Here is a 22,176-nt window from a genome sequence, read left to right as displayed (position 1 = left end):
ACGTGCTTTACGGTACAATCCTTTTGTTAACATAAGGAGTGCACAATGCGCGCAGCTAAAATCGGTGTGATTACCCTCTTCCTGCTGATGGCTATCGGCGGTATCGGCGGCGTGATGCTCGCTGGCTATACGTTTATTTTACGTGCCGGTTAAGGCGCAGCACCAGACGCTCGAACAGGCGATCGACAATGATCGCCGCCAGCGCGACCAGTAAAGCCCCCTGAATCACATAGGCGGTGTTAAAGCCGCTCAGCCCGATGATAATCGGCGTGCCGAGCGTGCTGGCGCCCACCGTCGAGGCGATCGTCGCAGTCCCAATATTGATGATTACCGAGGTGCGAATCCCCGCCAGAATCACCGGCGCGGCCAGCGGCAGCTCGACTTTCCACAGCTGCTGTCCCCGGCTCATCCCCATCCCGCGCGCCACGCTCATGACGCTGGCGGGAATCGCCCCCAGCCCGGCGAGCGTAGCCTGCAATATCGGCAAAACCCCGTAGAGGATCAGCGCGATAATGGCTGGCTCCTGACCAAACCCCATCACCGGAACGGCTATCGCCAGCACCGCGACCGGCGGAAAGGTCTGCCCGACGGCGGCGATGGTTTCCACCAGCGGGCGAAACTCTGCCCCCCATGAGCGAGTGACCGCAATCCCCGCCCCGACGCCAACCGCCACAGCAATCAGGCTTGACACGCCCACCAGCCAGAAATGGGCCAGCGCCAGCGCCATAAAGCTTTCTTGCTGGTAAACCGGTCGTGGTAACTGTGGAAACAGCGCGCCAAACACCGCCTGGCTGTACGGCAGCCCCGCAAGCAGCGCCAGAAAAGCGACAATAAGCCAGAACAGCGGATCAGACAGTCGTTTCACCGGGCAGCGCCTCCGAAAGCAGATCGCGAAAATGGAGCGTCCCGCAGGGAGTGCCCTGCTGATCCACCACCGGCAATACGTCGCACCCTCGCGCCACAAAGACAGACAGCGCATCGCGCAGCGTCATCTCTTCCGCCAGCGCGTCACCGCCCACTTGCTCATGGCGACGCACATAATCCCCCACGCTGCGCAGCGACAGCAGCCGCACGCCCAGTTCGCTGCGCCCAAAAAACGCCTGCACAAAATCATTCGCCGGCGCGGTCAGCATTTCCAGCGGCGTGCCCTGCTGTACCACTTCGCCGCCATCCATCAGCACCAGATGCTCCGCCAGACGCAGCGCCTCGTCGATATCGTGCGTCACCAGCACGATGGTGCGGCCAAGCAGTCGGTGAATACGGGTCATCTCCTGCTGAAGCGCCCCGCGCGTCACCGGGTCCAGCGCGCCAAACGGCTCATCCATCAGCAATACCTGCGGATCGGCAGCCAGCGCGCGGGCCACCCCAACGCGCTGCTGTTGCCCGCCAGAGAGCTGGTGCGGATAACGGTGACGCAAATTCACGTCCAGCCCCAGCAGCGCCATCAGTTCTTCCGTGCGGTCATCAATACGCGAGCGCGACCACTTTTGCAGTTGCGGTACGGTGGCAATGTTTTGCGCCACCGTCCAGTGCGGGAAAAGGCCGATCGACTGGATGGCGTACCCCATGCGACGACGCAGTTCCAGCACCGGCAAGCTGCGGATCTCTTCCCCGGCAAAACGGATCACCCCGCTGTCATGCTCCACCAGGCGGTTAATCATCTTCAGCGTGGTGGATTTTCCCGACCCCGATGTGCCAATCAGCACTGAAAAGCTGCCTTCGCGAAAATGCAGATTGAGGTCGTTGACGGCCTTCTGCGCACCGAAGGTTTTGCTGACATGGCTAAATTCAATCATCATTCGTTACCTTCAGGAGTGCGATCCATAAATCAAACAGCGCGTCGATCAGCACGGCCAGCGCAATGACCGGGATCACCCCCAGCAGAACCAGATCAACGGCGCTGCTGAGCAGTCCCTGAAAGACCAGGGCGCCAAACCCTCCCGCCCCAATCAGGGCGGCGATGACCGCCATCCCCACCGTTTGCACCATAACCACGCGCAGGCTGCGTAAAAAAACCGGCAACGCCAGCGGCAGTTGTACATGGATAAAGCGTTGAGAAGCGCTCATCCCCATCGCCCGCGCGCTTTCCAGCACGTCTCGCGGTACCTGGTTAAGCCCGGCAACCACGCCGCGCACCAGCGGCAGTAACGCATAGAGCACCAGCGCAATCAGGGCGGGCGTTAACCCGGTTCCCGCCACGCCAAGCGTTCCCAGCCAGGGCCACGCCTTCACCAGCCCGGCAAGCGGGGCAATCAGCAGGCCAAACAGCGCAACGGAAGGGATGGTCTGGATAACATTCAGAACGGCAAAGACCGGCCCCTGCCGCGCCGTTGCAAACGAGCACCAGATGCCCAGCGGTACGCCAATCAGCAACGCGGGCAACACGGTTCCCGCCAGCAGCGTCAGGTGCTGAACCAGCGCATTATCAAAAATATCCTGCCGGTTAGCGTACTCTTTGAGTAAAGAGAGATCGTTGAATGCGCCGGTGAGCAGCAGCGCCAGCGGTAAGAGCGCAATTTGCGCATGCAGAAGCCAGCGCCAGAGCGGTTGGGTGGTGATACGGCGAATGGCATCGCTACAGGCCAGCAGGGTAAGCCCAAGACCCAGCCACAGGCCGCTCCCCAGGCTGGTGCGCGCTAGCGGGCTGCCGGCCTGCGCCAGATGCGTTGCCGCTTTCCCCACGCTCCAGAGCATGGCGATCACCAGCGCCTGCGCCAGCACAAGCGTCAGCACGCTGCCCTTTTTTCCAGGGACAAAACACAAGACCAGCAATGCGCACCCGGCGCCCGCCAGCAGAGAAACCGAACCCGGCCAGATATCCCAGATCTGACGTCCCTCCCCTGACACCAGGCGATTGGGGGCGTAGTTGACGAAAGGCAGCGCGGCGGCAACCCCCGTCAGGATCACCAACAGCAGCAACACACGGTTAAGACTGACTTTTGACACCTTACTGACCTGATACAAAATGTGTTACTTCACCCAGCCTTTTTGCTTCAGGTAATCTGCCGCGACTTTTTTCGCATCCAGCCCTTCAACGGCGATACTGGCATTCAACTGTTGCAGCGTTTTTTCATCCAGGCTGGCAAAGACCGGCTGCAACCATTCCGCCATCTGCGGATATTCTTTTAGCACCGACTCACGAACCACCGGAGCAGGCGCATAGATAGGCTGAACGCCTTGCGGATCGCTCAGTGTTTGCAGCCCCAGCGCCGCAACCGGGCCGTCGGTGCCATAGGCCATTGCCGCGTTTACGCCGGACGTTTGCTGAGCGGCCGCTTTAATGGTCACCGCCGTATCGCCGCCAGCCAGCGACAGCAACTGGTTCTGATTCAGTTTAAAATCGTAGGCTTTTTCAAAGGCAGGCAGCGCATCGGCGCGTTCAATAAACTCGGCGGAGGCGGCCAGCTTGAACGTTCCGCCCTCTTTCAGATAGCGTCCGAGATCCGCAAGCGAAACCAGTTTATTCTTTTCCGCAACATCCTGGCGTACCGCAATCGTCCAGGTATTGTTTGCAGGCGCTGGCGTTAACCAGACCAGCTTGTTCTGCTCAGCATCCAGTTTTTTGACTTTTTCAAACCCCGCCTGTGCGTTTTTCCATGCCGGATCGTTTTCGTCTTTAAAGAAGAATGCGCCGTTTCCGGTATATTCCGGGTAAATATCCAGCTCGCCGGAGGTAATCGCGCCGCGTACTACCGGGGTTGTACCCAGTTGCACTTTATTCACCGTTTTAACGCCGTGGCTTTCCAGCACCTGTAAAATCAGGTTGCCAAGCAAGGCGCCTTCCGTATCGATTTTTGATCCGACCGTTACGGGTGATGCGGCCTGCAACGGCAGGCTGACCGCCGCTAACAGCAGCAGCGCCCCCGCCCCTGTTTTTGAAATTGTCATGCTGCTTTCCTCATTCTTTTACATCCCTTTTCAGAGACTTGAGGAAAAAGCATAGTTGAAAAATAGCAGAGCGACAAAAGGCAGAAGCAATTCACAGGCCGGATAAGCGCAAGCGCCATCCGGCAATCAGGCGCACCGGTGCCGGATGGCGACGCTAACGCGTCTTATCCGGCCTACGGAGCTGACAGGCATGGCGCGTGGCTACAGCAGTTCAAACTCGCCCTGCTTCACACGGGCGGAATCGACGCCAATAAAGACGTTAAACTTGCCGGGCTCCGCGTCATACTTCATGCGCTGGTTCCAGAATTTCAGCGCCTCAATATCAATCGGGAAGCTAACGGTCTGCGTTTCTCCCGGCTTCAGCGTTACCTTCTCAAAGCCTTTCAGCTGTTTTACCGGACGACTCATGGATGCCGTGACATCTTGCAAATACATCTGGATTACCGTCGCCCCCTCGCGCTTGCCGGTATTCGTCACCCGCACGCTGGCCGTTACCGCGCCATCGCGCTTCATGGTGGGCGCAGAGAGCGTCACATCGGAAACGGTAAACGTGGTGTAGCTCAGACCATAACCAAACGGATACAGCGGGCCATTCGCCTCGTCAAAGTAGCGGGAGGTGTACTTGTTCGGCTTGTCGGCGTTATACGGACGACCGGTGTTGAGATGGCTGTAGTAAACCGGGATCTGCCCGACAGAGCGCGGGAAGGACATCGGCAGTTTACCCGACGGGTTATAGTCGCCGAACAGAACGTCAGCAATGGCGTTACCGCCTTCCGTACCGGCAAACCAGGTTTCCAGAATGGCGTCAGCCTGCTGATCTTCTTTCACCAGCGCCAGCGGACGACCGTTCATCAGCACCAGCACCAACGGTTTACCCGTCGCCTTCAACGCCGCGATCAGATCGCGCTGGCTTTGCGGGATCTGAATGTCGGTGCGGCTGGAAGCCTCATGCGCCATACCCTGCGCTTCCCCGACAACGGCCACAACCACATCGGACTGTTTCGCGGCATTAACGGCCTCGTCAATCATCGCTTCTGGCGAACGAGGGGCAACTTTCACCGCCTCCTCATACTGATTGAGGAAATCAACAATGCCTTTGTCATTAGTGACATTCGCCCCTTTGGCGTATATCACTTTGCCTTTGTCGCCCAGCGCGTTTTTAATCCCCGTCAGCACCGTAACGGACTGGCTGGCGACGCCAGCGGCAGACCAGCTTCCCATCACATCACGCTGACTGTCGGCCAGCGGCCCCACCACCGCAATGGTGCCGGATTTATTCAACGGCAGCGTTTCCAGACGGTTCTTCAGCAGCACCAGACTTTCGCGCGCAACGTCGCGCGCGTCTTTGCGATGCAGGCGGCTCTCAGCGTTCGTGTCCTGCGGATCGGACTCTTTTGCGCCCAGGTGGCTGTACGGATCGTTAAACAACCCCATGTCATATTTCACGTTCAGCACATGGCGCGCGGCATCGTCCAGCTCCGCCATCGTTACTTTGCCTGATTTGACCAGCCCCGGCAGGTATTTGCTGTAATACTCATCGCTCATACTCATGTTGATGCCGGACTTGAGCGCCACGCGCACCGCGTCTTCCGGGTCGGATGCCGTGCCGTGTTTAATCAGCTCTTTGATCGCGCCGTGATCGGAAACGGTGATGCCTTTAAAGCCCCACTCGTCGCGCAGCACCTCTTTCAACAGCCACGAATCTGACGTCGCAGGCGTGCCGTTCAGTGAGTTGAGCGCCACCATCACCGCGCCGCTGCCCGCGTCCAGCCCGGCTTTATACGGCGGCATATAGTCGTTGAACAGGCGCTGCGGGCTCATATCGACGGTGTTGTATTCCTTCCCGCCCTCAACCGCGCCATAGGCGGCGAAATGTTTCACGCTGGTCATCACCGAATAGCGATCCGCCGGGCTTTTACCCTGCATCGCCTCGACCATCGTTTTGCCCATAATCGCCGTCAGATACGTATCTTCACCAAAGCCTTCCGACGCGCGTCCCCAGCGCGGATCGCGGGACACATCCACCATCGGCGCCCAGGTCATGTTCAGGCCATCGTCAGCCGCCTCATACGCCGAGACGCGACCCACGGTTTTTACCGCCTCCAGATTAAACGAGGAGGCCAGGCCAAGGCTGATAGGGAAAACGGTACGCTGCCCGTGCAGCACGTCATAGGCGAAAAAGAGAGGGATTTTCAGGCGGCTCAGTTCCATCACCTGATCCTGCATTTTTCGGATATCCTGGCGGGTGACGGTGTTAAAAATCGCCCCGACCTGCCCGTTTTTGATCATCTCCCGGATGGCTTCTTTCGGGTTGTCGGGCCCAACGCTTATCAAACGCAGCTGACCGATTTTTTCATCGACGGTCATTTTCGTGAGCAATTCAGTGACAAACGCATCCCGAGCTTCAGGCGTCAGCGGATGGTTGCCAGACAACGCTTCCGCCAGCGCTGGCTGCAACGCAAGGCTTACCGCAACACCTACAGAACATAGCCATTTCATCTTGATTCTCTCTTTTTCTTTAGCCCGACGTGGCAGCAAAAATATAACAAAAACCGCAGTTTGCCATAAGCCTAATCGGGAGAGGAGAAGAAAGCTAAGGTTATTCTCTGATTTTTTTAACGTCCCCTGCGCAGGGAGGAGGATCAGGAATACGCTAAGCCTGCACCGAGACAAGTTGCATGAGAAAGCGTATTGTCATACAAAGCGCTATGCTTAGTTCCGATAGTTTGTCCCACCACAAGGAGTGGAGAATGTCTTCCATTACAACGACAGATAATAAAGCCTTTCTTAATGAGCTCACCCGTCTGGTGGGTCATTCGCACCTGCTCACCGATCCTGCAAAAACCGCCCGCTACCGCAAGGGGTTCCGTTCCGGTCAGGGCGAAGCGCTGGCCGTGGTCTTCCCCGGCTCGCTGCTGGAATTGTGGCGCGTACTGAACGCCTGCGTAAACGCCGATAAAATCATTCTGATGCAGGCCGCCAATACCGGCCTGACTGAAGGTTCCACGCCGAACGGCAACGATTACGATCGCGAAATTGTCATCATCAGCACGCTACGCCTCGACAAGCTGCACGTCCTCAGTAAAGGCGAACAGGTGCTGGCATACCCAGGCACCACGCTGTACTCACTGGAAAAAGCGCTTAAACCTTTTGGTCGCGAACCGCACTCGGTTATCGGTTCCTCCTGTATCGGCGCGTCAGTTATTGGCGGCATTTGCAATAACTCCGGCGGGTCGCTGGTACAACGCGGCCCGGCGTATACCGAAATGTCGCTGTTCGCGCGCATTGATGAACAGGGCAAATTACAGCTGGTGAACCATCTGGGCATCGAACTGGGCCAGACCCCGGAACAGATCCTCAGCACACTCGATGATGAACGCATCAAAGATGAAGATGTGCGCCACGATGGCCGCCACGCCCACGATTACGATTACGTGACTCGCGTCAGGGACATTGAGGCCGATACCCCTGCCCGCTATAACGCTGACCCGGATCGCCTGTTCGAATCCTCCGGCTGCGCGGGTAAGCTGGCGGTGTTCGCCGTGCGGCTGGACACTTTCGAGGCGGAAAAAAACCAGCAGGTCTTTTACATCGGCACCAATCAGCCCGACGTGCTGACCGAGATTCGTCGTCATATCCTGGCGAAGTTCGACAACCTGCCGGTTGCCGGTGAATATATGCACCGCGATATTTACGACATCGCGGAGAAATATGGCAAAGATACGTTCCTGATGATCGACAAGCTCGGCACCGACAAAATGCCGTTCTTCTTTACGCTCAAAGGCCGTACCGACGCGATGCTGGAAAAGGTAAAAATCTTCCGCCCGCATTTCACTGACCGCGCGATGCAGAAGTTCGGCCATTTATTCCCTAACCATCTGCCGCCGCGCATGAAAAGCTGGCGCGACAAATATGAGCATCATCTGCTGTTAAAAATGGCGGGAGACGGGGTGGCGGAAGCACAAAGCTGGCTGACCGAGTTTTTCAAAACCGCCGAGGGCGATTTCTTTGCCTGTACCCCGGAGGAAGGCAGCAAAGCGTTCCTGCACCGTTTTGCCGCGGCAGGCGCGGCGATCCGTTATCAGGCGGTGCATGCCGATGAGGTGGAGGATATTCTCGCACTGGATATCGCCTTACGGCGTAACGACACCGAATGGTATGAGCATCTGCCGCCGGAAATTGACAGCCAGCTGGTGCATAAACTCTATTACGGTCATTTCATGTGCTATGTCTTCCATCAGGATTACATCGTGAAGAAAGGCGTCGATGCCCATGCGCTGAAAGAGCAAATGCTGGAACTGCTGCGCCAGCGCGGCGCGCAATATCCGGCAGAGCATAACGTTGGTCATTTGTACAAAGCGCCGGAGACGCTGGCGCGTTTTTATCGTGAAAATGACCCCACCAACAGCATGAATCCGGGTATTGGTAAAACAAGTAAGCTGAAATTCTGGAAAGAAGCGGCGTCCGACGAGACGCATTGATTTCTCGTATTTACAGCGATGGAGCTGTTTTAAATATCGTGCCGGATGGCGGCGCAAGCGCCTTATCCGGCCTACAAACTGTAGGCCGGATTCAGGCACATATCAAAAAATTCAATCGTTTTGCGCGGTCTGCTCGCCTGCTGCGGCCATCTGCGCGGCTTTCTGCTTTTTGTAACTCAACGCGGCGGCCGGAACGGGCATCGCTTTGCCGGTTTCAATCCAGGTGCGTAAACGGCTGGCATCGGCAAAATGGGTATATTTGCCAAAAGCATCCATCACCACTAACGCCACCGGTTTGTTGTTGATCATCGTGCGCATCACCAGGCAATGACCCGCAGCGTTGGTAAACCCGGTCTTGGTCAACTGAATATTCCAGTTATCGCGGTACACCAGATGATTCGTATTGCGAAACGGCAAGGTGTACGCCGGGTTTGCAAAGGTCGCCATATCCTCACGCGTGGTGCTTAACTGACCAATCAGCGGATACTGCTTGCTGGCAATCAGCAGTTTCGTCAGGTCACGGGCGGTCGATACGTTATGAATCGACAGTCCCGTCGGCTCCACAAAACGGGTATGGGTCATGCCCAACGCTTTGGCTTTAGCATTCATCGCTTTAATAAAAGCGTTATAGCCACCCGGATAATGATGCGCCAGGCTTGCCGCCGCCCGGTTTTCCGAAGACATCAGCGCCAGCAGCAACATATTTTTACGGCTGATTTCACTGTTCAGACGCACGCGTGAGTAAACGCCTTTCATTTCCGGCGTCTGGCTGATATCGACTTTCAGTTTCTCATCCAGCGGCAGTCGCGCATCAAGCACCACCATCGCCGTCATTAATTTGGTGATCGACGCAATCGGACGCACAAGATCCGGGTGGTTCGAATAGATCACTTTGTTGGTGTTCAGATCAACAATCATCGCGCTTCCAGAAGCAATTTCCGGTTGAGACGCTACGGCGGCAGCCGCGGTTTTCGCCACAGCGTGTGGCGCAAAAGGGACAGCCAGCATCAGGGCAAGGCTAAATAATGAAACTCGGAATTTCAGCATGATGAGATTTCTGATAATGATTCACGCACGTAGAACGTACACCGCCTGAGCCAGGATTTTACTCAAGCTAGCTCCGGCATCATAGCGACCCGACAGCGTTGTCGCCATAAGAGAATCGTCACGAAATGCTGCATGCTGGCTTTTACACCCATCTCTTCCCTGTTTCGGGGCGCAGGCGCGCTGCTGTTGTCCATTTATCGCCCTCCTGCGACCCGAATTCTTTTCATATCTCAGAATAACCGGTATCCATATCCCCACAGGATCACCGTCATCGCCAGCAGCACTTCCAGTACCAGCACGCCGATAGCCAGCGTCGAACTGGAAAAGCTCAGACCTTCCTCTTTACTGATGTTCAGGAATGTCGGGATGCCGAGATACAGCAGATAGCCGGTATAAAACAGTGCGACAGTACCGACTAACGCACAGAGCCACACCAGCGGATAAAGCGCCACCAGACCACTTAAAAACAGCGGCGTTGCGACATACCCGGCAAAGACCATACAGTGTCCCAGGGAAGGCCGTTGCGGGTAGTTGCGCGCCATCCACCAGATGACCCGCCCCATCACGGCAACCCCGGCCAGCATCATGCCGTAAAACAGAACCGCGAACGCCAGCCCCGTAAACAGAGACAAGCGCAGCACATTGCCATCACCAAAATTCCAGCCAATTTGCGTGGTGCCGATAAAGGCGCAAATCACCGGGATCGCCGCCATCAGCAGCACATGGTGGGTATAGTGATGCGACACCGTTTCGTTTTCGCTTTTGATCACGCGCATTTCACGATCGGGATGGGAAAATAGCCCCCAGACATGGTTCATACCGCCCCCCTGCTTGTCAGCTCTGGATCTCAACACTTCAAGTATAATTCAGCTTTCGATTATTTTATGTACAGCGCATAAAAACCGATGCGCTAACGTCGCGCCTTTTCCGGCCATAAACATTGATAGGGTGTATGCTAAAGGCGGGAGGTCGTTTTCACGTATGGATATCAACAGTCTTATCACGCATTACGGTTACGCCGCGCTGATTATTGGCAGTATGGCGGAAGGCGAGACCATCACCCTGTTAGGCGGCGTGGCAGCCCATCAGGGATTGCTTAAATTCCCTCTGGTGGTGCTCTCTGTCGCACTCGGCGGCATGATTGGCGATCAGGTGCTCTATTTGTTGGGCCGTCGCTATGGCGGCAAAATTTTGCGGCGCTTTTCCCGACATCGCGCCAAAATTCATCTGGCGCAGAAAATGATTCAGCGCCGCCCGTACCTGTTTGTGATCGGTTCCCGATTTATATACGGCTTTCGCATTATTGGGCCGCTATTGATTGGCGCCAGCCACCTGCCGCCTAAAATCTTTCTGCCGCTGAATATTCTGGGGGCAATGATCTGGGCTTTGCTGTTTACCACCCTGGGCTATATTGGCGGCGAGGTGATCGCGCCGTGGCTGCACAGTTTCGACCAGCATATAAAGCATGTGATTTGGCTGGCGCTGGTGGTTGGGCTGGTTTTTGGCGCTCGCTGGTGGTTAAAACGGCGCAATAAGCCTGATGCGCCTTAGCGCTTCAGGCTTATTTGGCCTGCATTAAAGCGCCATCCGGCACGACGCTCAAAGATGATAACCGCCGCCCAGCGCGCTGGTGAGCTGGATGGACGCATCCAGCCATTGCCCTTGCAAAATCAGGCCGTTGCAATGTTCCCGCAGCGCCGGGATCTTCGCCTGGCTGACGCGGGAGCCCGCAATAATTCCGGCATTAAACCGCGCCTGTGCCAGACCAACCACCCGCTGTGCGTCATGCTCAATCTGCCGTTGGTGCTGATTTTTTTCAGCCACCGTTTCAACCTGACTGGCGGCGCGCGCCACATCATTCACCGCATCCACCACCGCTTTGTTGTAATTCGCGACAGAGAGATTACTTTGCGCTTTCGCGATATCAAGACTGGCGTTCAGCCTGCCGCTGTCAAAGATCGGCAGCGTCAGCCCGGCGGTGACGCCCATCTGCTGTGCGGAATGGCGAAACAGATCGCTCAGGTGCAGGGCGTCCTGTTGCAGAAACGCCATCAGGTTGATATCGGGATAAAACGCTGCTTTTGCGGCGTCAACGCTGCCTAAAGAGGACTCAATGTACCAGTGCGCCGCCTGTAAATCGGGTCGGCGAGCCAGAAGTTCATAGCTCAACTGAGCGGGCAACTGGCTTTCAGTCACTGGCAGAGCAACCGTATGCAGGGTCAGCGAGGCCGATTGCGCATTGGTCAGCGCACTCAGACGCGCCTCAATAATCTTCATTTTACCGGCCACATCATTTAGCTGCTGCTGCGTTTTACCGGCATCAATATCGGTTTCCACCCCTTCGACCGAGGAGGTAATACCGTTTTGATACAGCTGGCGATCAACCGTAATGACGTTTTGCTGTTCATGTTCGATTTGCGTCAGCACCGCTTTAAGCGCCGCCTGCGTCTGCCATTCCCAGTATAAACGCGCGACGCCGCTTGCCAGCAGTTGCCGGGTTTGCGCCTGTTCCGCTTCACGCGCTTTCACTACGCCGATTCTCGCGCTGACTTCAGCCCGATTCTTGCCCCAGAGATCCAGATCCCAACCGGCGGTTAAGCCGAACGTCCCGTTGGTGTACCACGGCCCGGTGGTTCCCGCCGCCGGATCGGTGATGGCAAACGGCCCCATCAACCCTTCCGCAGACATTTTCTGGCGCTCAACATCCGCAGAGAAATCCAGCCGGGGGCCATCCTGCGCTTCAACCGCCTTCGCCTGCGCCTCGGCGAGTTGTATACGCTGTTCAGCTACCTGCATATCAGGAGAATGCTGTAATGCGTTGTCAATTAAGGCATCAAGCTGGGGATCGTGGTACGCCTTCCACCACTGGCTGTCCGGCCAACCGCTTTTTATTGCCGTCGGTAATGGTGAATCAACCTGTGCAGCAGGCGTTTGTCGCGTCAGCGACTGACGGGTATCGTGCATCGGTGCGCAACCCGCCAGCAGCGTAAAAAGAGACAGGCACACCGTTGTGGCCAGGAGAGAATCGCGGTTCATGGAGACGTTCTGGTAAGAAAAGGTGCGCAGAGATTACGTGGTGTTGCGTCCTGTTTTTTAGTTACGCGTGGCAATACATCTTTGGAAAAGGAAAAATATAATTAGAAAATTATAATTGAAACAGATGATTATGATTAAAATATTTCATGGAATGATATTTGCCCTTTGCGTAGTTCCCTGTCGAACCGCTGACCGCTGACCGCTGACCGCTGCCGGATGGCGACGTACCGTCTTATCCGGCCTACACAGTCTGTAGGCCTGATAAGCGAAGCGCCATCAGGCACGCGGCCAGATAAGGCGATTTAAATATCAATGGACTGAATGGCGCGAGCAATATCGGGGGAATTATTAAGCGCACGGATTTCCTGAAATAGCGCGGTGGCTTCCGTATATTCCTTACGCAAATACCCCAGCCACTGCTTAATACGCGCGACATGATACAGCCCGGTATCCCCCTGCTTTTCCAGCCGGGTGTATTTTTGCAGCAGTAAGACCACTTCCGGCCAGGGCATACGCGGTTCGTTATATTTCACCACGCGGCTGAGATTCGGGATGTTTAACGCTCCACGTCCCATCATCACCGCGTCGCAGCCGCTGACCGCCATACACTCTTGCGCGCTCTGCCAGTCCCAGATTTCACCATTGGCGATAACCGGAATAGTGAGTCGCTGGCGGATCTCGCCAATCGCCTGCCAGTCAATATGTTCGGCTTTATAACCCTGCTCTTTGGTGCGCCCATGCACGACAAGCTCTGTCGCCCCTGCCTGCTGGACGGCATCGGCAATTTCAAATTTTCTTTCGCCGCTGTCCCAGCCCAGACGCACCTTCACCGTGACCGGTAAATGCGCAGGCACGGCTTCGCGCATCGCTTTTGCCCCCTGATAGATAAGCTCAGGATCTTTGAGCAACGTCGCCCCGCCTCCGCTGCCGTTCACCATTTTCGATGGACAGCCGCAGTTTAAATCCACGCCGTATGAGCCCAGCTCCACCGCGCGGGCGGCGTTTTCCGCCAGCCACTGCGGGTATTGCCCCAGCAGTTGAATACGCACGACTGTGCCGGACGCCGTGCGGCTGGCATTGTGCAGTTCCGGGCAGATGCGATGAAACACTTTTACCGGCAGAAGCTGATCCACCACGCGCAAAAACTCCGTGATGCACAGATCGTAATCATTAACCTCGGTCAGTAGCTCGCGCACCAGAGAGTCGAGCACGCCTTCCATCGGCGCCAGTAAAACACGCATAGCATTTCGTTACCTGCAAAAAAAGAGGCGCTATGGTAGCGCCTCTGTGGTGCGGTTTAAAGTCTCTCAGCGCGGCTCAAGGCAGTTATCTTCCTTCCAGCCATACAGCCACTCAATGCCGCGATAAAACTCCTGCTGGGATTTGCCTTTCCACAGCAGATTACGCACCTGTCGCTCCACGCCTGCGGCATGGTAGACGCGCCCCATCTCGCGGGTTGACCAGACAATTCGCGCCGTACGGGGAATACGCACCGACTCATACAACGCAAAGGCTTGCTGCGCATCACCATGACAACGCTCCAGCGCTTTACCCAGCGTAACGGCATCTTCCAGCGCCATGCAGGCGCCCTGCGCCATATATTGCGCAACCGGGTGCGCGGCGTCGCCCACCAGCGTGATGCGGTCGGTTCCCCATTTCTCTACCGGTTCCCGGTCAGCGGTCGCCCAGCGGCGCCAGGAGGTGGGTTTGTCGAGCATTTGACGCGGACGCGGGTGAATCCCGGCAAAATAAGAGAGCACCTCTTCTTTGCTTCCGTCTTTCACGCCCCACTCCTCCTGCTGACGGCTATGGAACGTCACCACCAGATTGTACTGTTTCCCGCCGCGCAACGGATAATGCACCAGATGGCAATGCGGCCCGGCCCACAGTACCGGCGCGTTGATGCGCAAATCTTCCGGCATGTCGTCGCACTCCACCACGGCCCGGTACACCACATGCCCGGTCACGCGCGGCGTATCACCAAGTAGACTCTGGCGCACGACCGATTTCACGCCATCGCAGCCCAGCAGAATATCTGCCGTCCAGCTATTCCCTTGCTCGTCAAACACCGTTACATCATCCGGCGTCTGGCGGATATCGACAATATTCGTCGAAGTCCGGTACTCCACGCCCGGATGGGTCAGCGCCGCTTCCCAGACGGTGGCATGAATATCCACCCGGTGAATCACGGCATACGGGCCGCCAAAATGGTCGCGAAAGGCCTGGCCGGTTTCAATGCGTACAACCTCTTCGGCATTCACGGCGTCCATCATCGTAATATGATCGGTAAAGACCGCGCGCTGGCGAGCCACTTCGCCAACGCCGAGGCTGTCCAGCGCGGAAAATGCATTCGGCCCGAGCTGAATCCCCGCCCCAATCTCACCAATTTCATGAGCCTTTTCCAGCAGCATCACTTTAATGCCCTGGCGCGCCAGCGACAGCGCGGTCGCTGCGCCGCCAATACCGCCACCCACGATAATTGCGCTTGTCACTTTAGCCATTGTCGTTCTCCTTATCAGGCTGAAATTTTGTCTTGTTGATTTTCGGGGGCGGCGGCGATAAAGGCCGGAAGCCGGGTACAGGCGTCATAAACCGCCTTGCAGCGCGGATAACCGCTCAGGTCGCATCCCATTCGCAGCGCATTGGCCCATTGTGGAATCAGGCAGCAATCCGCCAGCGTGGGCGCATCCCCCACGCAAAACTGCCCGGACTGCCCCTGGCGCAACAACTGTTCCACCGCGCTAAGCCCTTGTTGCACCCAGTGGGCGTACCAGCGTTTCTTGTCTTCTTCGCCGATCTTCAGCTCGTCAGTCAGGTAGCGCAATACGCGCAGGTTGTTCACCGGGTGAATATCACAGGCAATGGCATAGACAATTTCCAGCGCCTGGCTGCGCGCCGGATCGACCAACGGCAGCAACGGCGTCTGCGGGAAGTGGCGATCCAGCCAGTCGATGATTGCCAGCGATTGCCCGAGAGATTCACCGTCATCAGTCACCAGCGTCGGCACCAGCCCGATCGGGTTCATCCGTCGATAGCTCAGCGCATTCTGCTGGCCGATACGAATGTTGACGCCCACCGTCTCATAATCGATGCCTTTTAATGCCAGCGCGATACGCACGCGATAAGACGCCGAGCTATTAAAAAAACTGTACAGCTTCATCATTCACCTCAGACAATCTTCACGGCGATCGGCGTTAACCCTTCCACATTGCCGGTAATCACATCCCCTTTCACCACTGCCCCAACCCCTTCCGGCGTGCCGGTGAAAATCAGGTCGCCCGGTTGCAGTTCAAAAAAGCCGGACAGGTAGCTGATGGTTTCATTGACGGACCAGATCAGATGGCGAATATCGCTGCGCTGATGATCTTCCCCGTTTACCTGTAACCAAATCGGCGCGTTGTTGACGTCTGCCACATCGGTCGCTTTATGCAGCGGCGCAATCGGCGCGGACAAATCAAACGCTTTGCCGATTTCCCACGGGCGCCCCATCTGACGCATTTCCATCTGGCGGTCGCGGCGGGTCATATCCAGCCCGGTGGCATAGCCCCAGACATACTCATGCGCCTGCTCAAGCGGAATATCGCTGCCCTGCTTGCCTATCGCCACCACCAGTTCAATTTCATAGTGATAGTTATCGGTCTGCGACGGATAGGCCAGCGCCAGCGTTTCGCCAGCCGCAACCGGTACGACCGCATCGGCCGGTTTGCAGAAGAAGAACGGCGGCTCACGATCGGGATCGAACCCCATCTCACGGGCATGGGCGGCGTAGTTACGGCCAACGCAGTAGACGCGGCGAACCGGGAATTGCTCATCGCTGCCAACAACCGGCACCGCGACTGGCGCCTGAGGTTCGAATACATATTTGCTCATTTTTTCTCTCCCAATTTAATAACGAGCTTCGCGGAACAAGCCGAGGGCTTCCTGAACCGGTTTGTCCGAAAAACTGAATAAAACGGTATCTTCCGTGGTCTGGAACGACACCCCGTGCCATGTCGGCACCACAAAGATATCTTTCGCCGTGAAGTGGAACGTCTCATTGCCAATGGTGACCTGCCCGGAACCTTCCACAACGTGATAAATGGTGCTGTCGGTCGTGCGCGCCACGCGCGACGCAAACCCTTTCGGCAACAGTTGCAAAAACGCGCCCATCGAAGGCATCGGATAGCCCCCGGTGACCGGGTTGACATAGCGCATCTTGTAGCCATCCCACTCGTCAGGTTCCCCCATCCGGGTCAGGTCATGCAGCGCTTCACGGCTACGGTCGTAGCGGTAGTTGAAAATCGGCGAGGAATTGCCGACCTGGTGGCGTAGCGGCAGCATGTTGGCGGCGTAGCGCGGCAGGTAATCGCCTTCTTTGCGCGTCACCGGCTGCTGTTCTTCCGGGTAATCTTCCGCAAACCCGCAGCCCAGCGTATTCACCAGCGGCAGATCCAGACCGTCCAGCCATACCACCGGCTCGTCGCCAGGGTTGCCGTGATCGTGCCAGCGCCACTGCGGCGTCAGAATAAAGTCGCCCGGGTGCATCTGCGTCCGCTCGCCGTCAACGGCGGTGAAAGCGCCTTGCCCTTCCACAATAAAACGCAGCGCCGACTGGTTGTGGCGATGACTCGGCGCCACCTCGCCCGGTAAAATCAATTGCAGTCCTGCGTACAGCGTCGCGGTAATTGACGACTGTCCGCGCAGCGCCGGGTTTTCCAGCACCAGTACCCGGCGGACAGCCTCTTTCGCGCCAATCAGGTTGCCGCTTTCCAGCAACAGCGGGCGGATCTCCTGATAGTTCCAGTACGCAGGCGCGCAATTGGCGTTCGGCGTTTGCGGCACCAGATGGTGCAGCGACTCCCAGAGCGGCGTCAGGTTTTGCCCGGAAATGTGCTGATAAAACTGCTGACGGTTGTGTTTAACATCCTGATTCACTTCAGACATGGAGGTTCTCCTTATTCGTTCACGACGCCTGCCCGCGGCAGCACGTCAGGTTCAGAGGCAGAGTGGCGGACAACCGCCGTCAACATGGCGAGCATCACCGCGCTAATGGCAGCCGGAATCGCGATGACGAAAAACAGCGTATCGAAAGAGAAATTCATCGCCATCATCATGCCGCCGGAGAGCGAGCCGACAATGGCGCCGCAGCGCCCGACGGCATTGGACCAGCTCACGCCGGTTGCACGGCTTTGAGTCGGGTACAGCGTCGCAGTTAAGGCATTCAACCCCACCTGCGATCCGCTGATGCCAATGCCCGTACCAAAAATCGCCAGCGCCATCAGCCACAGTCCGTTTTCACTCAGGCCAATCATCACGATGCAGACCGCGCCCAGCGCGTAGCTCACGGCCAGCACCCGGAACGGATTGTGCTTGTCCATCAGTACACCGAGTAACAGCGCGCCGAGCGTACCGCCGACCTGGAATGCGGCAGTGACCCAGGAGGCATGCTGCAAATCGATTCCCCGGTGGTTCAGGAGCGTCGGCATCCAGCTGGAGAGCAGGTAGATAATGAGCAGGCTCATGAAGAACACGACCCATAACATCAGGGTAATGGGAAGCTGACGCCCAATAAAAAGCTGGCGGATACTGCCTTTTGAAATGGCGGCGGCTTCATGAAGATAGAAATGCGTATTGTCGTAGCGTTCACCGGTGATGGCGGCAACCGTTCTGGCAATCGCCGCCTGCGGGCGCTGACGACGCACCTGCCAGCGTGGCGACTCGGGCAGAACAAACAGCAAAGCGAAGAACAGCATTAAGGGCAATACGCCGCCGAGCACCAGAATGCCGTGCCAGCCAATCAGCGGCACCAGTTGCGCGCTGACGATGCCCCCCATCGCCGAACCGAGGGTAAACCCGCAGAACATCAGCGTTACCAGCGCGCCGCGACGGCGGGCGGGAAGGTATTCCGACGTCATCGTGATGGTATTCGGCATCGCGCCGCCCAGCCCTAGCCCGGTTAAAAAGCGCAGTACCACCAGCGTTTGCAAATCCGGCGAGAAGGCGGAAAGCAGGCTCAAGGCACCAAACAGCGCCACGCACAGTTCAATCACCCGTTTACGGCCAAAACGGTCTGACAGCGGGCCGCACAATAGCGCCCCTGCCGTCAGCCCCAGCAGACCCGCGCCGAACAGCGGGGCCAGATCGCTGGCGCTCAATTGCCAGTGCGTACGGATATCCGGCGCAATAAAGCCAATTGCGGCCGTATCAAAACCGTCGAGCATTACCACCAGAAAGCAGCAGATGATAACGCGCCACTGCATTTTGCCGACGGGGGCGGCGTCAATCAGTGCTTGTAGATCACGTCGTTGAGTCATAGTGAATGCCTCGGTGCAGGTAAGGTAGATGTCATTTTTGTTTTTTGTATGTTGCAAGTTTGTAATCATGGCGATGAAATGTACAATGGCATTTCGGGCAGAGGCATAACCTGGGGGTTATATCAAATGGCGAATTGGGCGCAAAAATTGAAGCTGCACCACCTGCAAATGCTGGTCGCGCTGGGGGAACAAGGGAATCTGACCCACGTTGCGCGAATGATGAACATCACCCAGCCCGCGCTGTCGAAGTGGCTGTCACAGCTTGAAGATGAGATCGGAATCACGCTTTTTGAACGCCACAGCAAGGGGTTACGCCCTTCAGAAGGGGGCAAGCTGTTGCTCCAGCATGCGCAGCGGCTCATCAACGATATGGAACGTTCGCAGTATGAGATCGCGCGCTTTAAGCAAGGTGGGCTGGTGGGAAGCCTGAAAATCGGCTGTTCACCGGTCGCGACAGACTGCGTGTCGCAGGCGATCCTCTGCCTGCTCAATGAGATGCCGACGCTGCACCTGAATATTGAAGAGAAAGTCATGACCCCGCTTTTACACGATCTGCTCGCCGGGTCGCTGGACGTGGTGGTAGGCCGCGTGGGCGGTCGGGCGCTCCAGCTGCCGTTAAATTATCAGGTGCTCTACACCGAACCGGTCTGCTTTGTCGCCCGCCCCCATCATCCTCTGGCCTCACACGCCACGCTTTCCTGGAACGACCTCGCCCACTGGCGCTGGATTGTCTGGCCGACCGGTACGCCAATTCGCATCAGCATTGATAACGCCCTGGTGGACAACGGCGTGATGCTGCCGGAAAACACCATCGAATCCGCCTCGATGAACGTCAGCACCAATTTGCTGCAAAGCAGCGATATGATCTCTATTCTTTCTCTACGCCTGGCGCAACGCTATGCCAGCCAGGGCCAGTTGGCTATCTTAAACCTGCCGAAAATAGAACAGAAAGGAAGCGTGGGCATGTTCTGGCGCAAGAACGAGACCCCTTCTCTCGCGTTGAGCCGTTTTCTGCATTTTCTGGCGCAGGTTTAGCGCGGGCAACGGGGCGTTGCCCGATGTTCCCGTTGTCTATTTCCACTATGCTCAGAATTCATGATGTGATCGGTAGCACGTTTTAAAGTTTAATTGTATGATGAATCTGTTTCATCAAGGGCTTTTACCATGAGTAAATCACTGAATATCATCTGGCAGTATTTACGCGCATTTGTACTGATATATGCCTGTTTGTATGCGGGTATTTTCATTGCATCGCTGCTTCCTATCACGATTCCCGGCAGCATCATCGGCATGTTGATTCTGTTTGTTTTACTGGCGCTACAAATTCTGCCAGCGAAGTGGGTAAACCCGGGATGCTATGTCCTGATCCGTTACATGGCGCTGCTGTTTGTGCCGATTGGCGTCGGCGTCATGCAGTACTTCGATTTGCTGCGCGCGCAGTTTGGCCCGGTGGTGGTCTCCTGTGCGATCAGTACGCTGGTTGTTTTCCTGGTCGTGAGCTGGAGTTCGCATATCGTACACGGTGAACGAAAAGTGTTAGGGCAGAAAGGATCGAAAAAATGATGTCGTATATCTGGTGGTCGTTACCCCTGACGCTAGCGGTCTTTTTCGCCGCCCGCAAACTGGCTGCGCGCTTTAAGATGCCGTTGCTTAACCCGTTGCTGGTTGCCATGGTGGTCATCATCCCGTTTCTGATGCTGACCGGCATTCCTTACGATCACTATTTCAAAGGCAGCGAGGTGCTCAACGACCTGCTGCAACCCGCCGTCGTGGCGCTGGCGTACCCTTTATATGAACAACTGCACCAAATCCGCGCCCGCTGGAAATCCATCATCACGATCTGCTTCGTCGGCAGCGTGGTCGCCATGGTGACCGGAACCACTGTCGCCTTACTGATGGGCGCCACGCCGGAAATCGCCGCATCGGTATTACCGAAATCGGTCACAACCCCAATCGCAATGGCGGTGGGCGGCAGCATCGGCGGCATCCCCGCCATTAGCGCCGTCTGCGTTATTTTCGTCGGGATACTGGGCGCCGTATTTGGTCATACCCTGCTCAACCTCATGCGTATCCGTACCAAAGCCGCACGCGGTCTGGCAATGGGAACCGCCTCGCACGCCCTGGGCACTGCGCGCTGCGCCGAGCTGGATTACCAGGAAGGGGCGTTCAGTTCGCTGGCGCTGGTGATCTGCGGGATCATCACCTCGCTGCTGGCGCCGTTTCTCTTCCCGATTATTCTGGCGGTAGCGGGTTAAAATTTGCGATGCGTCGCGCATTTTTAATTTAAGTTTCACAAGTTGCAATCACAATGAGATTTGGATCACATATAAAGCCGTAACAGCTCCGTAAACTACGATTCCATTACATTGTTATGAGGCAACGCCATGCATCCACGTTTTCAAACTGCTTTTGGCCAACTTGCGGATAATCTGCAATCAGCGCTGGCGCCGATTCTGGCAGATGAGCATTTTCCCGCCATGCTGACTGCGGAGCAGGTCTCGACGCTTAAGCGTGAATCGGGGCTGGACGAAGACGCGCTGGCTTTCGCGCTCCTGCCGCTGGCTGCCGCCTGCGCACGCACCGACCTTTCCCACTTCAACGTTGGCGCTATCGCGCGCGGCATCAGTGGAACCTGGTATTTCGGTGGGAATATGGAGTTCCTGGGCGCGACGATGCAGCAAACCGTTCATGCCGAGCAAAGCGCGATCGGCCATGCCTGGCTGCGCGGTGAAAAAGGGCTCGCCGCCATTACGGTTAACTACACCCCTTGCGGTCATTGCCGTCAGTTTATGAACGAACTGAACAGCGGCCTGGATCTGCGTATCCACCTGCCGGGGCGCGTACCGCATACCTTACGCGACTATCTGCCTGACGCTTTCGGCCCGAAAGACCTGGAGATCAAAACGCTGCTGATGGACGAGCAGGATCACGGTTTCGCGCTGGAGGGCGACGCGCTGACTCAGGCAGCGATTGCCGCCGCCAATAAATGTCATATGCCTTACAGCTACTCCCCAAGCGGCGTGGCGCTGGAATGCAAAGACGGGCGTATTTTCACCGGCAGCTATGCCGAGAACGCCGCCTTTAACCCTACGCTGCCGCCTTTGCAGGGCGCACTGAATCTGCTGAACCTGAACGGGTATGACTATCCAGATATTCAGCGCGCAATTCTGGCGGAGAAAGCCGACGCGCCGTTAATCCAGTGGGACGCCACCGCCGCCACGCTGAAAGCATTAGGCTGCAATAATATCGACCGCGTACTGCTGGGTTAAGCCCTGGAACACGCAATGTGCGTAGGCCCGATAAGCGCAGCGCCATCGGGCAACATGCAAATGGCAAGAATGTCTAAAATCCCCCCAATCAGACTGCTGTTTCTTGCGCTTCGACAGCGGGTACAGTAGCCTGATTGAAATTTCATCCCTTTATCGAGTTCT

21 protein-coding genes are annotated in these 22,176 nt (G+C 56.7%); 7 read left to right on the top strand and 14 right to left on the bottom strand.

All coding sequences use genetic code 11. The annotated features are described in order from the left end of the window. The first annotated feature begins 45 nt into the window (after positions 1-45). Positions 46-153 (top strand): protein YohO, encoded by a 108-nt coding sequence (locus CKO_RS02910; RefSeq protein WP_047462533.1) that lies wholly within the window; start codon positions 46-48, stop codon positions 151-153. On the opposite strand, the gene CKO_RS02905 is transcribed toward CKO_RS02910, so the two are convergent. From CKO_RS02905 to bglX, 5 genes are all read right to left on the bottom strand, one after another. Next, positions 134-865 carry an ABC transporter permease gene (locus tag CKO_RS02905; protein WP_012131644.1) on the bottom strand — a complete coding sequence of 244 codons (732 nt, stop codon included), beginning with the start codon at positions 863-865 and terminating at the stop codon, positions 134-136. The two genes, CKO_RS02910 and CKO_RS02905, sit on opposite strands and share 20 nt — an antisense overlap. Next, a complete protein-coding gene (locus CKO_RS02900) occupies positions 849-1,796 on the bottom strand; it encodes an ABC transporter ATP-binding protein (protein ID WP_024130184.1) in 948 nt (315 codons plus the stop codon). Before CKO_RS02900 ends, CKO_RS02905 begins: the two co-directional genes overlap by 17 nt. After that, complete coding sequence (locus CKO_RS02895; RefSeq protein WP_048902379.1) at positions 1,789-2,946, bottom strand: ABC transporter permease; 1,158 nt, start codon at positions 2,944-2,946, stop codon at positions 1,789-1,791. The genes CKO_RS02900 and CKO_RS02895 overlap by 8 nt, the downstream gene beginning before the upstream one ends. Before the next feature lie 24 nt (positions 2,947-2,970). Beyond that, positions 2,971-3,888 (bottom strand): glycine betaine ABC transporter substrate-binding protein OsmF, encoded by a 918-nt coding sequence (gene osmF / locus CKO_RS02890; protein ID WP_012131641.1) that lies wholly within the window; start codon positions 3,886-3,888, stop codon positions 2,971-2,973. Between the two features lie 201 nt (positions 3,889-4,089). After that, positions 4,090-6,387, bottom strand: coding sequence for a beta-glucosidase BglX (gene bglX, locus CKO_RS02885; RefSeq protein WP_024130183.1), 2,298 nt, complete (start codon positions 6,385-6,387; stop codon positions 4,090-4,092). A gap of 251 nt (positions 6,388-6,638) precedes the next feature. Here bglX and dld point away from each other — a divergent pair, with 251 nt between their 5' ends. Beyond that, complete coding sequence (gene dld / locus CKO_RS02880) at positions 6,639-8,369, top strand: D-lactate dehydrogenase (RefSeq protein WP_024130181.1); 1,731 nt, start codon at positions 6,639-6,641, stop codon at positions 8,367-8,369. 111 nt (positions 8,370-8,480) lie between these two features. Here dld and pbpG read toward each other — a convergent pair whose 3' ends face one another. Then, positions 8,481-9,416, bottom strand: a complete 936-nt coding sequence (gene pbpG, locus CKO_RS02875) for a D-alanyl-D-alanine endopeptidase (protein WP_012131638.1) — start codon at positions 9,414-9,416, stop codon at positions 8,481-8,483. A 230-nt stretch (positions 9,417-9,646) separates the two neighbouring features. Next, on the bottom strand, positions 9,647-10,234 hold the full coding sequence (locus CKO_RS02870) for a Yip1 family protein (RefSeq protein WP_012131637.1): 588 nt from the start codon (positions 10,232-10,234) through the stop codon (positions 9,647-9,649). A gap of 163 nt (positions 10,235-10,397) precedes the next feature. On the opposite strand from CKO_RS02870, the gene CKO_RS02865 reads away from it, so the two are divergent. After that, positions 10,398-10,967 (top strand): DedA family protein, encoded by a 570-nt coding sequence (locus CKO_RS02865; protein ID WP_012131636.1) that lies wholly within the window; start codon positions 10,398-10,400, stop codon positions 10,965-10,967. A gap of 48 nt (positions 10,968-11,015) precedes the next feature. On the opposite strand, the gene mdtQ is transcribed toward CKO_RS02865, so the two are convergent. The 7 genes from mdtQ to mhbT form a co-directional block, all read right to left on the bottom strand. Further along, positions 11,016-12,452 (bottom strand): multidrug resistance outer membrane protein MdtQ, encoded by a 1,437-nt coding sequence (mdtQ, locus tag CKO_RS02860; RefSeq protein WP_012131635.1) that lies wholly within the window; start codon positions 12,450-12,452, stop codon positions 11,016-11,018. Between the two features lie 302 nt (positions 12,453-12,754). Further along, entirely contained in the window at positions 12,755-13,693 is a 939-nt protein-coding gene (dusC, locus tag CKO_RS02855) for a tRNA dihydrouridine(16) synthase DusC (protein ID WP_012131633.1), read from the bottom strand. 66 nt (positions 13,694-13,759) lie between these two features. Beyond that, positions 13,760-14,953: a 3-hydroxybenzoate 6-monooxygenase gene (locus CKO_RS02850; RefSeq protein ID WP_012131632.1), complete on the bottom strand. Its 1,194-nt coding sequence runs from the start codon at positions 14,951-14,953 to the stop codon at positions 13,760-13,762. A gap of 14 nt (positions 14,954-14,967) precedes the next feature. Continuing rightward, a complete protein-coding gene (gene maiA, locus CKO_RS02845; RefSeq protein WP_024130180.1) occupies positions 14,968-15,612 on the bottom strand; it encodes a maleylacetoacetate isomerase in 645 nt (214 codons plus the stop codon). 8 nt (positions 15,613-15,620) lie between these two features. Further along, a complete protein-coding gene (locus tag CKO_RS02840) occupies positions 15,621-16,322 on the bottom strand; it encodes a fumarylacetoacetate hydrolase family protein (protein WP_012131630.1) in 702 nt (233 codons plus the stop codon). 15 nt (positions 16,323-16,337) lie between these two features. Then, positions 16,338-17,375: a gentisate 1,2-dioxygenase gene (gene gtdA / locus CKO_RS02835; RefSeq protein WP_012131629.1), complete on the bottom strand. Its 1,038-nt coding sequence runs from the start codon at positions 17,373-17,375 to the stop codon at positions 16,338-16,340. An 11-nt stretch (positions 17,376-17,386) separates the two neighbouring features. After that, on the bottom strand, positions 17,387-18,745 hold the full coding sequence (mhbT, locus tag CKO_RS02830) for a 3-hydroxybenzoate transporter MhbT (RefSeq protein ID WP_024130179.1): 1,359 nt from the start codon (positions 18,743-18,745) through the stop codon (positions 17,387-17,389). 126 nt (positions 18,746-18,871) lie between these two features. Between mhbT and CKO_RS02825 the strand changes: the two genes are divergently transcribed. From CKO_RS02825 to cdd, 4 genes are all read left to right on the top strand, one after another. Further along, positions 18,872-19,780 (top strand): LysR substrate-binding domain-containing protein, encoded by a 909-nt coding sequence (locus tag CKO_RS02825; RefSeq protein WP_024130178.1) that lies wholly within the window; start codon positions 18,872-18,874, stop codon positions 19,778-19,780. A gap of 129 nt (positions 19,781-19,909) precedes the next feature. After that, complete coding sequence (locus tag CKO_RS02820; RefSeq protein ID WP_012131626.1) at positions 19,910-20,308, top strand: CidA/LrgA family protein; 399 nt, start codon at positions 19,910-19,912, stop codon at positions 20,306-20,308. Next, complete coding sequence (locus CKO_RS02815; protein WP_012131625.1) at positions 20,305-21,000, top strand: CidB/LrgB family autolysis modulator; 696 nt, start codon at positions 20,305-20,307, stop codon at positions 20,998-21,000. Before CKO_RS02820 ends, CKO_RS02815 begins: the two co-directional genes overlap by 4 nt. Before the next feature lie 129 nt (positions 21,001-21,129). Next, positions 21,130-22,014 (top strand): cytidine deaminase, encoded by an 885-nt coding sequence (gene cdd, locus CKO_RS02810; RefSeq protein WP_012131624.1) that lies wholly within the window; start codon positions 21,130-21,132, stop codon positions 22,012-22,014. The last annotated feature ends 162 nt before the right edge of the window (positions 22,015-22,176 follow it).

The sequence above is a fragment of the Citrobacter koseri ATCC BAA-895 genome, assembly GCF_000018045.1.
GTDB classification, from domain to species: domain Bacteria; phylum Pseudomonadota; class Gammaproteobacteria; order Enterobacterales; family Enterobacteriaceae; genus Citrobacter_B; species Citrobacter_B koseri.
The sequence above is the reverse complement of the archived record's forward strand: the minus strand, read 5'-3'. Positions and strand labels throughout refer to the sequence as shown.

Coding starts and splice junctions, on each gene's coding strand:
- CKO_RS02850 (WP_012131632.1), bottom strand. CDS start 14,953: ATGGCTAAAGTGACAAGCGCAATTATCGTGGGTGGCGGTATTGGCGGC.
- gtdA (WP_012131629.1), bottom strand. CDS start 17,375: ATGTCTGAAGTGAATCAGGATGTTAAACACAACCGTCAGCAGTTTTAT.
- mhbT (WP_024130179.1), bottom strand. CDS start 18,745: ATGACTCAACGACGTGATCTACAAGCACTGATTGACGCCGCCCCCGTC.
- CKO_RS02870 (WP_012131637.1), bottom strand. CDS start 10,234: ATGAACCATGTCTGGGGGCTATTTTCCCATCCCGATCGTGAAATGCGC.
- osmF (WP_012131641.1), bottom strand. CDS start 3,888: ATGACAATTTCAAAAACAGGGGCGGGGGCGCTGCTGCTGTTAGCGGCG.
- CKO_RS02820 (WP_012131626.1), top strand. CDS start 19,910: ATGAGTAAATCACTGAATATCATCTGGCAGTATTTACGCGCATTTGTA.
- cdd (WP_012131624.1), top strand. CDS start 21,130: ATGCATCCACGTTTTCAAACTGCTTTTGGCCAACTTGCGGATAATCTG.
- CKO_RS02815 (WP_012131625.1), top strand. CDS start 20,305: ATGATGTCGTATATCTGGTGGTCGTTACCCCTGACGCTAGCGGTCTTT.
- CKO_RS02840 (WP_012131630.1), bottom strand. CDS start 16,322: ATGAGCAAATATGTATTCGAACCTCAGGCGCCAGTCGCGGTGCCGGTT.
- CKO_RS02825 (WP_024130178.1), top strand. CDS start 18,872: ATGGCGAATTGGGCGCAAAAATTGAAGCTGCACCACCTGCAAATGCTG.
- pbpG (WP_012131638.1), bottom strand. CDS start 9,416: ATGCTGAAATTCCGAGTTTCATTATTTAGCCTTGCCCTGATGCTGGCT.
- dusC (WP_012131633.1), bottom strand. CDS start 13,693: ATGCGTGTTTTACTGGCGCCGATGGAAGGCGTGCTCGACTCTCTGGTG.
- mdtQ (WP_012131635.1), bottom strand. CDS start 12,452: ATGAACCGCGATTCTCTCCTGGCCACAACGGTGTGCCTGTCTCTTTTT.
- CKO_RS02900 (WP_024130184.1), bottom strand. CDS start 1,796: ATGATTGAATTTAGCCATGTCAGCAAAACCTTCGGTGCGCAGAAGGCC.
- bglX (WP_024130183.1), bottom strand. CDS start 6,387: ATGAAATGGCTATGTTCTGTAGGTGTTGCGGTAAGCCTTGCGTTGCAG.
- dld (WP_024130181.1), top strand. CDS start 6,639: ATGTCTTCCATTACAACGACAGATAATAAAGCCTTTCTTAATGAGCTC.
- CKO_RS02910 (WP_047462533.1), top strand. CDS start 46: ATGCGCGCAGCTAAAATCGGTGTGATTACCCTCTTCCTGCTGATGGCT.
- CKO_RS02865 (WP_012131636.1), top strand. CDS start 10,398: ATGGATATCAACAGTCTTATCACGCATTACGGTTACGCCGCGCTGATT.
- maiA (WP_024130180.1), bottom strand. CDS start 15,612: ATGAAGCTGTACAGTTTTTTTAATAGCTCGGCGTCTTATCGCGTGCGT.